Source organism: Streptomyces sp. CB01881, from assembly GCF_002953255.1.
In the GTDB taxonomy this organism is placed as follows: domain Bacteria; phylum Actinomycetota; class Actinomycetes; order Streptomycetales; family Streptomycetaceae; genus Kitasatospora.
In genome coordinates this window covers 9,780,315-9,793,805 of the sequence record NZ_CP026498.1, presented here as the reverse complement: position 1 = coordinate 9,793,805, position 13,491 = coordinate 9,780,315, and the positions used below count along the sequence as shown (strand labels likewise).

At 74.6% G+C, this 13,491-nt stretch carries 9 protein-coding genes and 5 pseudogenes; 6 read left to right on the top strand and 8 right to left on the bottom strand.

What is annotated here, in order from left to right:
* Positions 1–20 precede the first annotated feature (20 nt).
* Complete coding sequence (locus C2142_RS32170; protein ID WP_148646327.1) at positions 21–530, bottom strand: hypothetical protein; 510 nt, start codon at positions 528–530, stop codon at positions 21–23.
* Between the two features lie 365 nt (positions 531–895).
* Here C2142_RS32170 and C2142_RS40705 point away from each other — a divergent pair.
* Positions 896–1,438 (top strand): annotated as a pseudogene (locus C2142_RS40705) (excalibur calcium-binding domain-containing protein); the annotation flags it as partial.
* A 165-nt stretch (positions 1,439–1,603) separates the two neighbouring features.
* Positions 1,604–1,738 (top strand): annotated as a pseudogene (locus C2142_RS40700) (excalibur calcium-binding domain-containing protein); the annotation flags it as partial.
* A gap of 66 nt (positions 1,739–1,804) precedes the next feature.
* Here the strand turns inward: C2142_RS40700 and C2142_RS32160 are convergent.
* The 3 genes and pseudogenes from C2142_RS32160 to C2142_RS32150 all read right to left on the bottom strand — a co-directional run.
* Positions 1,805–1,966, bottom strand: a pseudogene (locus tag C2142_RS32160) (family 1 glycosylhydrolase); the annotation flags it as partial.
* 75 nt (positions 1,967–2,041) lie between these two features.
* On the bottom strand, positions 2,042–2,455 hold the full coding sequence (locus C2142_RS32155) for a MarR family winged helix-turn-helix transcriptional regulator (protein ID WP_148646325.1): 414 nt from the start codon (positions 2,453–2,455) through the stop codon (positions 2,042–2,044).
* A 26-nt stretch (positions 2,456–2,481) separates the two neighbouring features.
* Positions 2,482–3,330, bottom strand: a complete 849-nt coding sequence (locus C2142_RS32150) for an NAD(P)H-binding protein (RefSeq protein WP_148646324.1) — start codon at positions 3,328–3,330, stop codon at positions 2,482–2,484.
* A gap of 99 nt (positions 3,331–3,429) precedes the next feature.
* Here C2142_RS32150 and C2142_RS32145 point away from each other — a divergent pair, with 99 nt between their 5' ends.
* Positions 3,430–3,927: a MarR family winged helix-turn-helix transcriptional regulator gene (locus C2142_RS32145; protein ID WP_148646323.1), complete on the top strand. Its 498-nt coding sequence runs from the start codon at positions 3,430–3,432 to the stop codon at positions 3,925–3,927.
* Positions 3,928–3,975: 48 nt separating this feature from the next.
* On the opposite strand, the pseudogene C2142_RS32140 reads toward C2142_RS32145, so the two are convergent.
* A pseudogene (locus tag C2142_RS32140) lies at positions 3,976–4,242 on the bottom strand (family 1 glycosylhydrolase); the annotation flags it as partial.
* On the opposite strand from C2142_RS32140, the pseudogene C2142_RS32135 reads away from it, so the two are divergent.
* Positions 4,222–4,971: pseudogene (locus tag C2142_RS32135) on the top strand (coagulation factor 5/8 type domain-containing protein); the annotation flags it as partial. The pseudogenes C2142_RS32140 and C2142_RS32135 sit on opposite strands and share 21 nt — an antisense overlap.
* Before the next feature lie 54 nt (positions 4,972–5,025).
* On the opposite strand, the gene C2142_RS32130 reads toward C2142_RS32135, so the two are convergent.
* Together C2142_RS32130 and C2142_RS32125 are read right to left on the bottom strand one after the other, a co-directional pair.
* Positions 5,026–6,270, bottom strand: coding sequence for a cytochrome P450 (locus C2142_RS32130; protein ID WP_241003311.1), 1,245 nt, complete (start codon positions 6,268–6,270; stop codon positions 5,026–5,028).
* A 521-nt stretch (positions 6,271–6,791) separates the two neighbouring features.
* On the bottom strand, positions 6,792–6,995 hold the full coding sequence (locus C2142_RS32125; RefSeq protein WP_208693243.1) for a hypothetical protein: 204 nt from the start codon (positions 6,993–6,995) through the stop codon (positions 6,792–6,794).
* A 732-nt stretch (positions 6,996–7,727) separates the two neighbouring features.
* Between C2142_RS32125 and C2142_RS32120 the strand changes: the two genes are divergently transcribed.
* A complete protein-coding gene (locus C2142_RS32120) occupies positions 7,728–8,258 on the top strand; it encodes a hypothetical protein (RefSeq protein WP_148646321.1) in 531 nt (176 codons plus the stop codon).
* 104 nt (positions 8,259–8,362) lie between these two features.
* On the opposite strand, the gene C2142_RS32115 is transcribed toward C2142_RS32120, so the two are convergent.
* A complete protein-coding gene (locus tag C2142_RS32115) occupies positions 8,363–11,539 on the bottom strand; it encodes a M28 family peptidase (RefSeq protein WP_148646678.1) in 3,177 nt (1,058 codons plus the stop codon).
* Positions 11,540–11,869: 330 nt separating this feature from the next.
* On the opposite strand from C2142_RS32115, the gene C2142_RS32110 reads away from it, so the two are divergent.
* The gene (locus C2142_RS32110) at positions 11,870–13,327 is read left to right on the top strand and encodes a helix-turn-helix transcriptional regulator (RefSeq protein WP_162002604.1); all 1,458 of its coding nucleotides are present in this window, start codon (positions 11,870–11,872) and stop codon (positions 13,325–13,327) included.
* Positions 13,328–13,491: the final 164 nt, after the last annotated feature.

Sequence of the window (13,491 nt, the reverse complement as noted above, 5' to 3'; positions counted from 1 at the left end):
GACGGGTGCAGGCCCGGGATCTACGGGCGGGGGCCGAGGGTGACCTGGAAGCCGAGGCTTCCCATCATCGTGTAGTCGCCGTAGAGGTCGCAGCGGCCGGCGACGAGGATGCCGTTCGGACAGGTGAAGACCTTCGGCGGCTGGATGCCGTAGCCGCGGCGGCGGTCCGTGGCGGGCGTGCCGGGGGAGAGGAAGCCGGCGGCCCCCGGGAAGAGGATGGCGGTGCCGTCGGTCCGGTCGCCGTACGGCGGCGGCAGGAGGGTCCCGGTGTCGTCCTCGGGGACGAAGAACAGGACCCGGAACGAACCGCTGGTCTCGTTCCCGAGGCGGAGGTCGAAGGCGGCGTCCCCGGTGACGACATCGCCGAGCACCTTCACGCCGGAGAAGGAGAGCGGCAGTGCGGTGGGGTGGCCGGATTCGTCGATCTCGGCCATGAGGCGGTGCAGTCCCGGGACGGTGTCGGGTGCGGAGTACTCCCTCAGTGAGATGAGCGCGTCGTCCTGGGCCGGCACTACCTGCTCGTCATCCATGGCCTCTCCTCTGAACCGCCCTCCTGGTGTGCGGAGGGTCGACGAGGGTGACGGATGCCCGCGACGGGCGCCCGGGGCACCGGGAGCGGGCGGGTATCCCCCGAACGGCTGCAGACGGGAACCGGGACGGGGCATCAGTGGTGCGGCGCGAGTTCCGTGCGCGCCCGGCCGCTGCCGGGAGTCGGCGACGTCGGAATCCGTCACGACGTCAAAGGTGCGCCCTCGCAGCGGCCGAGGGCCGGGCGGTCGGGTTCCGGGCCGGGATCGGTGTACTCGCGGGGAGCTGACATTTCCTTGTCCGGAATGTGGTTGAAATGTGATCTATTTCTGCGCGGTCGGTGGCTGGATGGTGCTCTGATGGGCCAATGACCTACGCGTACCCCCCACCGGCTGCCGCTCCGACCCGCCCGTGGTGGCGTCGGCCTGCAGCGATCGTCCTCGCCCTGCTCTTCGTGCCACCGGTCGGCCTGGTGCTGGTGTGGACCTCGTTCTGGCAGCGGCCGGTGAAGGTGGCCGTCAGTGTGATCGGCGGGATCTACTGCCTGATCTGGTTCGGCGCGGTGCTCGCGGACCCGAAGCCCGACCGCACCGATCTCGTCCAGCCGGCCGCGGCCGCCACCTCGTCCTCCACCGCGGGCCCGGCCTCCCCGGCACCGACCGCGAGCACGAGCCCGTCGGCCACGCCCACCCCGACGCCGACGCCGACCCCGACCCCCGCGCCGACTCCGACGGTCACTCCCACGCCCGCGCCCCCGACGGCCGTCGCACCGCCCGCGCCCACGCCCGCCCCCACCCCCGCCGCGGGTGCGTACTACGTGAACTGCACGGCCGCCCGGGCGGCCGGGGTCGCCCCGCTGCACCGGGGTGACCCCGGGTACCGCGCGGGGCTGGACGCGGACGGTGACGGCGTCGCGTGCGAGCAGTCCTCCGCCGGCGGTTCCTCCGGCGGCACCTCGTCGGGCGGTTCGGCGAGCGGCGGTTCGGCGGCCGGGGGCTCCGGCACGGGCGGTTCGACCTCCGGCGGCACGTCCACCGGTGGTGACTCGGCGAGCGGCGGCGGGGGCGCGACCTCCGGTGGAGGCGGCGGCGCCGCGTACTACGCCAACTGCGCCGCAGCCCGGGCGGCCGGGGCCGCCCCACTGCACCGGGGTGACCCCGGGTACCGCGCGGGGCTCGACCGCGACAACGACGGCGTCGCCTGCGAGTGACCGGTGCCGGGCGGCCCGCTGGTGCGGCGGGCCGCCCCCGGCCTACCGCCGCCGGTGGGCGGCAGTGCGCTCGGGGTTGTGGACGGTGCCGTCGGGGGCGACGGTGTCGTGGTAGGCGGCGCCGTTCTCGGTGACGTAGATCCGCCGGACCCCGTACTCGTGGGTGAGGCGCAGCAGCAGTTCTTCGAGGCCGGGGGCGTGCACCTCCCACGGCATCGCGGTGACTGGTTCCGCCGCCCCGACGTCCCGGTGAGCGCCGCCGACCCGGCCGACGCGCCGTAGCCGGGCGGGGCGGCACGGGCCCTACCGCCCCGCCCCGGTCTCCAGGTTGTGGGTCATCCGCTCCAGGACGGCGACGGCGGTGCGGTACTCCTCCGGGGAGATGCCGGCCGTCGACAGGGCGCGGAAGGCGTCGACCCGGGCGGCGACGCCGGTGAGGCGGGCGCGGCCGCTCCCGGTGAGGGCGAGGCGGGCCGGGCCCGGGCGGGTCGCCCAGCCGTCGGCGAGGACGGCTGAGACGGCGGCGGTCAGGTCGGCGGGGTCGGCGTTGGCGGCGAGCACGGTCAGGACGGCGGTGTCGGTGGCCTGCGGGTCGTCCTCGACGACGTTGAGGACCTGCCAGGCGAGCCGGGTGAGGCCGAACTCGGCCAGCATGGCGTTCATGCGGCCGGTGAGGGCCTGGTCGGTGCGGTTGAGCCAGTAGCCGATCGGCTTCATGTGCTGCTCCTGAGGGGCGGGTCGGTTCAGCGCGCGGTGGTGAAGGCGGCGGCGTTCTCGCGGGCCCACTGCCGGTACGAGCGGGCGGGGCGGCCGAGCAGGGTCTCGGTGGTGTCGGCGATGACGGCGGGGCCGTGCCGGTCGGCGGCCTGCCACAGGTCGAGCAGCGAGGAGACCATCGGCGCGGGCATGTGCCGGCCCATCTGCTGCTCGGCCTCGGCGCGGGTGATGTGCTCGACCTCGATCTCGCGGCCGAGCGTGTAGGCGAGGACGGCGAGCTGCTCGCGGAAGGTGAGTGACTCGGCCCCGGTCAGGGTGACGGCGCGGCCGGTGAGGGAGTCGCCGGTCAGGGCGGCGACGGCGATGTCGGCGATGTCCTCGGGGTGGATCGGCGCGATGTGCGCGTCCGGGTAGGCGAGCTGGACCGGCGTCGAGTTGCCGATGAACCAGGCCCAGCCGAGGGAGTTGCTGGCGAAGGCGTCCGGGCGCAGGAGGGTGCAGGTGAGCGCGGAGCCGGCGAGCGCTTGCTCGACGAGGAGGCTGTGGCTCGCGAGTGGGTCGTTCGCGGCGGCGGGGCCGAGGACCGAGGACGAGGAGAGCAGGACGACGTGCTCGACACCGGCGGCCTCGGCGGCCTCGACCAGTTCGTGGATGCCGGCGGGCTGCGGGTAGAGGAAGACCTGGCGGACGCCGCGCAGGGCGGCGGCGAAGGTCCCGGGTCGGTCGAGGGCGAGTTCGGCGACCTCGACGCCGGCCGGGACGGTCAGCTGGGCGGGGTCGGCGCTGGCGGCGCGGACGGTGTGGCCGGCGGCGTGCAGGAGGTCGATGACGGCTCGGCCGACCTTGCCGCGGGCGCCGGTGACGAGGATGGTCATGGGAAGCTCCGTTCGTTGCTGTAGACATATGCATGCTTACATGCACACGTTTTCATGTCAACACATGCCTTCGAGCGGTCATCCAGTTACGATGGGGGCATGACGAAGCACGAGCCGGGAACGGCTGACGAGCTGCTGGACGCGGTGGGCCCGGCCTTCGGGAAGCTGCGGCGCTCCTCCCTTCTGGAGGTCGAGAACCCGATCGCCCAGAAGGACCTCGGTCGCACCCTGGTCCTGAACATCGTCCTGGAGGCCGAGCAGGACGAGGCCCGCGAGGTCACCGTCGGCGCGGTGGCGGAACACCTGGGCGTCGACCCGTCGGTGGCCAGCCGCATGGTGACCGACTCCATCACCGCCGGCTATCTGATCCGTGCCGCCTCCCAGCAGGACGGCCGCCGCACCGTCCTCCATCTCAGCCCCGCCGGCCGGGACCTGATGACGCGCTTCCGGCGGCACCAGCGCTCCGCCTTCGAGCAGGTCACCGAAGGGTGGACCGAGCGCGAACGCCTGGAGTTCGCCCGTCTCATGCTCAAGTACGTCGCCGCCCAGGAGGGGCTGCGCCACCGGGCCGCGGGCGGCCGGGAAGCCGGTCGCTGAGCCGTCCAGGGCCCGGTGGTGCAGGGCGGGGCCCCGAGCGGCCCGGCCTCAGCGGGCCCGGTGGGCGGCGATGAGCTCCGCGTAGCGGTGGCCGCTGGTCTTGACCGTCCTGCGCTGGGTGGCGTAGTCGACGTGGACGAGGCCGAACCGCTTGTCGTAGCCGTACGCCCACTCGAAGTTGTCCAGCAGCGACCAGGCGAAGTACCCGGCCGGCGGGGCGCCCTGGGCGGCGGCGCGGGCGCAGGCGGCGAGGTGCTGTTCGAGGTAGGCGGTGCGCTCGGGGTCGTGGACGGTGCGACCGTCGTCCCCGACAACGGGGTGACGGCGATCAAGGTCGCGGACGTGGACGGTGTCCGGCTGGCCGGCCTGCTGGTCGACGCCGGCCCGGTCAACTCGCCGGTGCTGGTGCAGATCGGCCCGGACAACGCGACCGCCCACCACGCGGCCGACCCGACCACCCTCCAGGACGTCTTCATCCGCGTCGGCGGCGCCGGCCCCGGCTCGGCCACCGCCGGGGCCGTGGTCAACAGCGACGACGTGATCATCGACCGCACCTGGATCTGGCGCGCCGACCACGGCGCCGGCGTCGGCTGGAACACCAACCCCGCCGACTACGGCCTGCTCGTCCGCGGCGACGACGTGCCCGGCACCGGGCTCTTCGTCGAGCACTTCAAGAAGTACGACGTCGAGTGGTCCGGCGAGCGCGGGCGGACGATCTTCTTCCAGAACGAGAAGGCGGACGACGCGCCGAACCAGGCCGCCGTCCAGAACGGCGCGACCAAGGGCTTCGCCGCCTACAAGGTCGACGACACCGTGACCAGCCACGAGGGGTGGGGCCTCGGCAGCTACTGCTACTTCAACGTGGACCCGACCATCCGGATGGACCACGGCTTCGAGGCCCCGGTCCGGCCGGGCGTGAGGTTCCACGACCTGCTGGTCGTCTCGCTGGGCGGCAACGGCCAGTACGAGCACGTGGTCAACGGCACCGGCGCCGCGACGTCGGGCACCTCCACCACCCCGTCCACCGTGGTCGCCTACCCCTGACCCCGGCGTGACCCCGCCCCGGTCGTGCCCGCGCGGGCACGACCGGGGCTCTGCTCAGCCCAGCACCGCCGGGGCCGGCCCGTCCGGGCGGACGGTGATGCCGTAGGCGGCGCCGGCGGGGGTGGAGAGGAAGCGCGGCGCGTACGCGGGGAGGAGGACTTCGAGCAGGGCGGTGGTCTCCCGCACGGCGAACTGCGTGCCCAGGCAGGCGCGGGCGCCCAGGCCGAAGGGGTAGTAGGCACCGAGGTGAGCCGGACGGGCGCCGGCCGTGGTGAACCGGTCCGGGTCGAAGCGCTCCGGGTCCGGCCAGAGCGCCGGGTCGCGGTGGGTCAGGTAGGGGCTGACGATGACGTCGGTGCCGGCCTCGACCCGGTGGCCCAGCAGGGTGTCGTCCTCGGCCGCGTGCCGGGGCAGGATCCACGCGGACGGGTAGAGCCGCAGCGTCTCGCTGACCAGCGCCTGGATTGCCTCCCGCCGCTCCGGCGAGCCCTCCGGCCCGGCTGCCAGCGCCCGGACACGGGCCTCGGGGTGGCGGTCGAGGAGGAGGAAGAGCCAGGTCAGCGTGGTGGCGGTGGTCTCGTGCCCGGCCACCAGCAGGGTGACCAGCTCGTCGCGGATCAGCCGGTCGGTGTACGCCGGGTCCTCCTCGCCCGCCTCCACCAGTACCCGCAGCAGCCCGTCCCCGGCCGGGCCGCGCCGGGCGGCGTCGATCGCGGCGTGCGCGACCGCGTCGATCCGTGCAAGGTCCGCGGCGACCGCCTCGGGGATCCCGGCGGCGTCGGCCGGCAGGGTCGGCATCGCGGCCACCACCCGGGCGACGGCGGCGAGTTCGCGGTCCGTCCGGTCGTCCAGCGGGCGGCCGGTAAGCGCCCGCCAGATAGTGTCCAGGGCGAAGCGCCGCATCTCCTCGCCGACGTCGAACCGCTCCCCGGTACGGGCGTACCCGGCCCAGCGGTCGGCGGCGTGGCGGGCGGCCTCGGCGATCCGCTGCTCGTAGCGGCGCATCCCGGTGCCGGTGAACTGGGACTGGAGCATGCGCCGTTGGCGCTTCCAGGCGTCGCCGGTCGCGGAGAGGACGCCCTCCCCGGCCAGCATCCGGGCCCGGTGCGAGCGCTTGACGTAGCGGTCCGGGTGGCGGCCGAGCACGTGCTGCACGGCCTCCGGGTCGGTGACCACGACGGTCGGCCGCGGCCCGAGGCGGACCGCGGCGACGCCGCCGAGCTCGCGCTGCGCCCGCGCGAACAGCTCGACCAGGTCGGCCTTCTCGGCCTGCCACCGCGCGACGGCCTCGGCCGGCAGCTCGGGTACGGGACGGCCGGCCGCCCTGTCTGCGGCCCCGCCGGCGGGCGGCGGTACGGGGGCGGGGTGGGCTTCCGTGGCCACGGGGGTGCTCCTCTGACGACTGGATCGACCACTCGGACGGGTGCCGGGCGCACCTGACTGTACGTCAACGGGTGGTCACCGGTCAGACCGCGCCCCGGGGTCGGACCGCTGCTCCGGCCGGGGGGCCGGGCGGGTCGATGCCACCCGGGCGGCGGACAGTCACGCCGTGTGCGAACGGGTACCGTTCGGCGAGGCCGCCCCGGCCCCTCACCGCTGCTCGCCCACCGACGGGAGACATGCATGCCCGGGACTCCGCCCACCACGCCCCGTCCTCGCGCCGGCAGACCGGCCCGGTGGCTGGCCGCAGGCCTGCTGCTGCCGGCGCTGGCCGCCTGCGGGGGAGGCGGCGGCGGTTCCGGATCCGGCGCGGCGAGCCCGGCGGCCGGCGCGGCAGAGCCGGCGGACACGCCCCCGGCGGAGGGCTCGGGGCAGCAGCCTCAGGACAAGCGGACGCAGGCGGGCGGGAACCAGGGCGGGTTCACCGGAGCGGGCAACGTGTCGGCGAGCGCCACGGGAATCTGGCCGACGGCCCATCTGACGCTCACGAGTTCGGTGGCGAGCACCTTCACCGCCAAGGTGAGCCAGGTCAATGACTGTGCCGGCGGCGCGAAGTCCTCGGGGTCCACGAGCGTGGAGTTCACGGGAGGCGCGGCAAGCGCCACGGTCGAACTTCCCGGCCCGAAGCCCACCTCCGAGGGGGCCAAGGTCTGCTTCACCCTGACCGCGGGCGGAAAGAGCCAGTCGGTTCAAGCCTCGAACGGGCTGACAGTGCAGCATGACACCGAAAACGGGGGTGGCCAGAACGGAGGGGGCGGTGAGAACGGGGGCCAGAACGGAGGCGGCCAGAACGGCGGGGGCGGTGGGAACGGCGGCAACGAGAACGGGGGGTCCTCGGCAGGCACCAGCGCCGGCAACGCGTCGGCGGGCAGCGGGAGCACGCCCTGAGCCCTGCGGAGGAGGAGCCGCCCACCGCCGGGTCCGCCGCCGCGGCCGGGCAGCCCGGGCCGGCCGAGCAGCCCGCCCCCGAGCCGCCTGAGCCCGCCCCCGAGCCGCCCGCCGGCCGCTCGTGGAGCAGCTGGCTCGGCCTGGTCGCGTCCTGGGTCGCGCCGACCACCCTCATCACCGCGCTGCTGTTCTTCTTCGGCTTCGCCTACACCGACTCGCTCTACCACTACTTCGGCCTGGACGCCGCGACGATCGGCTTCGGCACCCAGGACCTCCTGCTCCGCAGCTCGCCCGCGCTCTACCTCCCGGCCGGCGTCGTCCTCTGCGGCGCCCTGCTGGCCGCGCTCGCGTACCACCTGGCGACCCGGACCGTCCGTACCGGCACGGACGGCCGGCGCACCGTCCGCCGGGCCTGCCGGGCCGTCGCGGTGCTGGTCGTCCCACTGGTGGTGCTCGGCTTCCTGGCCGGGTTCGAGGTGATCGACGCGGGGCCGATGGGCACTCCGCTGCTGCTCGGCGGCGCCCTGCTGCTGGTCGTGCTGGCCCGGCTGCTCGCCGTCCGCGCCACCGGCGCCCCCTACCCGCTGACCGGGGAGCGGGCGGCGCTCGGCATCAGCGCGGCGCTCATCGTGCTCTGTTCGTTCTGGGCCGCCGGCGGCTTCGCCCACCAGAAGGGGGAGGCGGACGCCGAGCGGCTGGCCGGCAACCTGGCGCTGCGCCCGGCCGTCGTCCTCGACACCACCGAGCGGCTCTACCTGCAGTGGTCCGGGGTGGACGAGCGGGCGCTGCCGGACGCGGGGGCGGGGCAGCGCTTCCGCTTCCGCTACCGCGGCCTGCGCCTGCTGGCGCAGGCCAACGGCCGGATGTTCCTGATCCCGCACGACTGGACCTGGGACGCGGGCAACGTGCTGATCCTCCCGGTCGACGCCAACGTCCGGATCGTCTTCCACCCGGGCTGATCCGGCGCCGCCCGGTCCGGGCCCCGACGCGGCCGTGCCGCGGTTCGTCCCCCTCGACGAACCGCGGCACGGCCTGTCCCGTCGGCTGGTGCCGATCCGTCCGCTCAGATCTGCTGCCAGAGGGCCGGGACGATGTTGGGCTCCCAGCCGACCTGGGCCGTGTGGCCCTGGATGCAGCGGTAGCTGACCCCGTTGTAGGTCACCACGTCACCGGCCTGGTAGGTGGTGCCCGGCGTCCAGGTACCGCCCGGATTGGGGTCGGTGCCGACCACCAGGGAGTACGTGGTGGTGTGGGTGGCCGAGCCGGTGCCGGTCACGGTGACGGAGTAGGTGCCCGACGCGGTGCCGGAGCCGACCGCGAGGGTCAGTGTCGCGGACCCGCCGGACTGCACCGAGGAGGGGCTGACCGTGGCGGTGACGCCGGCGGGCGCGCCCGAGACGGAGAGGTTCACCGTCTGGGCCGAGCCGGAGGTGGTGGCGGTGGAGACGGTCGCCGTGGTGCTGCCGCCCGGTGTGGTGGTGCCGGTCGCCGGGTTCACCGCGAGCGAGAAGTCGTTGGCCGGCACGGGGCCGCCGCCGACCGAGGTCTTCCACAGGGTGTACGCGACGCCGTCGGCGCTGCGGTCCAGCGCGGTCGCGTTGATGTTGCTGCTGGTGTCGCACGCCGAGTGGTAGCAGGAGTCGTACGCGCGGCCCGCGGTGCCGCCCCACTTGGCGGCCTGCGCCGCGGTCTTGGTGTCGCCGGCGCCGGCCGCGTAGCCGGAGGTGGGGATGCCGGCCTGCTGGAACGAGTAGTCGTCGGAGCGGCCCCGGCCCTCGACGTTCTCCTCCGGCTGGAGGCCCAGGGAGTCCCAGTAGGCCTTCATCGGCGCGGACGCGGCGGAGTTGAGGTTGTTGACGAAGTAGCCGGCGTTGGGCGAGCCGACCATGTCGAAGTTGTAGTAGCCCTTGATGGCGCTGCGCTGGGCGGAGCCCAGCTGGCTCACGTAGTACTGCGAGCCCTGGAGGCCCTGCTCCTCGCCGGTCCACCAGGCGAACCGGACGTGCCGGGTCAGGGTGGGGTTCTGCTGGGCGAGGGCGAGCGCGTTCTCCAGCAGGACGGCGGAGCCCGAGCCGTTGTCGTTGATGCCCGGGCCGGCGCTGACGCTGTCCAGGTGGGCGCCGAACATGGTGACCTGGTCGGCGGGGCCGCCCGGCCAGTCGGCGATCAGGTTGTTGGACTGGTAGCTGCAGGAGGTGCAGGTCTGCTCGGCGACGGTGTAGCCGGCGGCCTGGAGCCTGCCCTTGATGTAGGCGAGTGACTGGCTGTGCCCGGCAGTGCCGGCCCGGCGGTTGCCGCCGTTCTGCGAGGCGATGGTGTTGAGCTGGACCAGGTGCGCCTGGACGTTGGCGACGCTGATGTCGGGCGCGTTGCCGCCGGGGTTGCCGCCGCCGACCGTCAGCGTGTACTGCGCGGTGTGGGTGCCGGTGCCGGTGCCGGTCACGGTGATGACGTAGGTGCCCGGCGCGGTGGAGGCGGAGGTCGCGACGGTCAGCGTCGAGGACGAACCGGCCTGCACCGACGACGGGTTGAAGGTGACCGTGGTGCCGCTCGGCGCGCCGGAGGCGCTCAGGCCGACGCTCTGGGCACTGCCCGAGGTGACCGAGGTGTTGACCGTGGCGGTGGTGGACGCGCCGGGCTGGACGGAGCCGGCGGCCGGGTTCACGGCCAGCGAGAAGTCGTTGTTGCCGGACGGCGTGCAGGTCGGCTCGCCGCTCTGGGCGGTCACGCTGATCGCGTCCCAGGCCGCCTTGGTCCGGGTGTACAGGGCGCACGTGGCGTCGAGGCTCTTGGCGGCGGTCAGGGTGGAGACGCGGTACTTCTTGTAGGTCATGCCGCTGGTCTTGAGCAGCATGCCGCCGTAGAAGATCCGCCCGGCGTCCTTGATCCCGACGCCGGTGACCGAGGAGTTGTTGCAGGTCGGGCTGGTGGGCTTGCCGCCGCCCGGGTTGGAGCCCTCGGCGAGCAGGTAGAACCAGTGGTTCAGCGGGCCGGCCGCGGCGTGCACCTCGGTGCTCGGGATCGAGGACGAGTAGCAGTTCGGGTTGTTGCCCACCAGCGAGGGGTTGTACATGTTCCGGATCGGCCCGCTGCCGACCAGGTTGATCATCTCGCCGACGGTGTAGTCCGGGTTGTCGTACGGGGCCGGCTCGTTGGCGTACGCCTCGGTGAGCGCGCCGAAGATGTCGCCGGTGCCCTCGCCGAGGCCGTTCTCGTTGTTGGCACCGCCGGGGGTGTACTGGTCGATGCCGTGCCCGAACTCGTGGCCGACCACGTCGATCGAGGCGATCCACTCGTTGGCGTTGTTGTGGCCGATGGAGACGGAGGAGCCGTCCCAGTAGGCGTTGACGTCGTTCAGGCCGACCTTGACCGGCCAGCTGCCGCCGTTGCCGTTGTGGCCGTTGCGGCCCAGCCAGTCGCGGAGCATGTCCCACTCCTTCTGCGCCGCGAACATCACGTCGGCGCAGCCGGTCTCCTTGCTGGTCGGGCTTCCGGTGCCCCAGGAGTCGCCGGACTTGGAGAACACCTGGCCGCTGCTGTAGTCGGCACAGCTCAGCCCGGGGCGGTTCGGGTCGCGCAGCGAGTACGAGCCGCCGGAGTTGGTGGTGCTGATGGTGACCGGGGCGGGGCCGTTCCACTTGCTGTTGGCGGTGCCGGCCTTGACGTCGTCGTAGCTGTCGATCACCTCGCCGGTGCGGGCGTCCACGAAGACGTGCAGCCTGCTCGGGGCGGCGGAGGCGCGGCCGGTGAGCACGGTCTCCCAGGCGAGGCGCCCGGCGCCGTCCTGGACCTTCACCACCAGGCGGCGGGAGTCGACGCCGTCCACCGCGGCCAGCCTGGTGCGGGCGGTCTTCTCCGCGTTGGCCGCGCTGACCAGCGGCGTGGTCGAACCGCCGACCGGGCCGGTGGCGGCCGAGGTGAGGCCGCGGACCTTGCCCTGGCCGTCGGCTATCACGACGGCGTCGCCGCCGACCACCGGCAGGCCCCGGTAACTGCGCTCGTACGCGACCGAGTAGAGGCCGCCGAGCCAGGGGGTGGCGGACTGGCGCTCGTAGGTCTCGCCCGGGCCCTTGGCCAGGGCGTCCAGGCCCGCCGCGGCCGCCTGGTCGGCGGCGTTGACGGCGGCGGCCAGCGCGCTCGGCGGTGCCGAGACGGCCGGGCCCGGTTCGGCGGCGGCCGGCCCGACCGCGGTGGCGGTGAGCATGCCGGCCAGGACGGTCAGGGTGGTTCCCGCCGTCAGTAGTCTGCGTTTCACTGGGGCTCCTCGAACGTGGGGGTGCCTGTACGCGGAAGGAGCGCCTGACAGGCGCTCACCTCGGGCCGCATCGGGGGACGGCCGTGCGGTCGTCCGCGTTCGGGTGCCGGAACCCTCACACGCCGTCATGCCCCGGTCAACGGCTCCGGCAGGCCGTCCGTGCGGTTGGCAAGTTCTGTCAAGCTGCGGGTTTCGTGCAGAGGTTGAGACCAAGAGGTCAAGACCAGTTGGGGCCACCGGATGTACGGGGCGGCTGCGCTCCAGTACCGTCCTTCTCATCGGAAGGACCGGGATCGGACTCGGGAGGGCAGCCCCGTGCACCGGAACCACAACGGCGAAGCCGCCGGTGACGGACCGTCGGCAGACGCACTGTGGCGGGCCTTCGGCACACTCCTGCGGCACTGGCGCCGCCGCGCCGGACTCACCCAGGCCCAGCTCGGCGCCGAGATCGGCTACGACCACACCGCCGTGAGCAAACTCGAACACGGCACCCGCCGGACCACCCCGCGGGTCGCCGACCGGCTGGACGACCTCCTCGCGGCCGGTGGCGAACTGCGCGCCGCCTGCCGGCGGGCCGAGGACGGGCCGCCGCGGGCCCGGGCCACCCCGGCCCCGCCCGCCGGGCCGGCCGCCTGGGCACGGCCGCCGCTGCCGGGGCACACCGGCACCCCGGAGACCGCCACCCCACCACCGGCCTCACCGCTCGCCGCACTGCTCGCCCCGCCGCCGGCGCCGCTCACCGCACTCCTCGGCGGGGGCCGACCGCCCCGCCACCTGCCCGACTACGGGCTGCTCTGCCCGCTGCACGGCGCCGCCGGCTGCGCCGTCCCCGTGCCCGGCGACCTGGCCGCCCTGCACGCCGCCTTCTGCGCCGCCGGCCCCGACACCACGCCGCCGCTCGACGCCGACACCGCCCACGCCCTCACCGGCCTGCTCGCCGCCCGCCTCCGGGCCGGCGAGACAACGGCCGGGCCCGGCACGGCCGTTGTCGAGGAGACCCTGCGCGTCATCCTCGGCCGCCTCACCCGCACCCGCTCGGCCCATGCCCGCCGCCCGCTCGCCCGGCTCGCCGCCGAGTACGCGCACGCCGCCGGCGGGCTGCGGATGCAGCACGGCCGCTACGCCACCGCCATGGCCTGCTTCGACCGCGCGCTCAGCTGGTCCGAACTGGCCGACGACCCGGCCACCCAGGTCGCCGCGCTCAGCGACATGAGCTCCCTGGCCCGCCTCGACGGCGATCCGGCCGCCGCCCTCGGCTACGCCCGCGAGATCGCCCGTGCCGCACCCGGCCGGCACTGGGCCGGGGCGATGTCCCAGATCGGCCAGGCCCGCGCGCACGGCCTGGCCGGCGACGTCCGGGCCACCGTCCGGCACATCGCCCGCGCCCGGCTCCACCTCGACCACATCGGCGAGCACGACGAGGCCGACGCGGCCTGGCTCGGCATCGCCTCGATGCGCCTGCGGGTGGAGTCCGGCGCCGCCGCCGCCCTGCGCGACGCCGCCGCGTCCGTCGACGACCCCCGGCTCGGGCTGCGGGCCGTGGACGCCGCCGAGACCGCGCTGCGCCTCCTCGCCCCTGACCAACTCCCCACCACGCGGACGCTGTTCACCATCCGGATCGCCGACTGCTACCTCTGTGCGCACGACCCGCAGGCCGCCGTCGCGCTGCTCGCCCCGCTGCTGGCGGACGCCGCCGCGCTCCCAGCCCTCGCCCGCCACGAGCTGCGCGGGCTGCGGGCCCGGCCGGCCGCCGCCGGGCTGGCGGTGGGCTGAGGCGCCTCGGGCCGGCGGGCGGCGGCTGGCGGGGGCGCCTCGGGCCGTAGCCCGGCGGGGGCCCGGGCGTGGCGTCCGGGCGGCGTCCGGCGTGGCGGGATCTTGACGGTGACGGGCGATCCCGCCGCTCGCGGGCCCCGGTCCGGACCGGCGAAGATCGAACC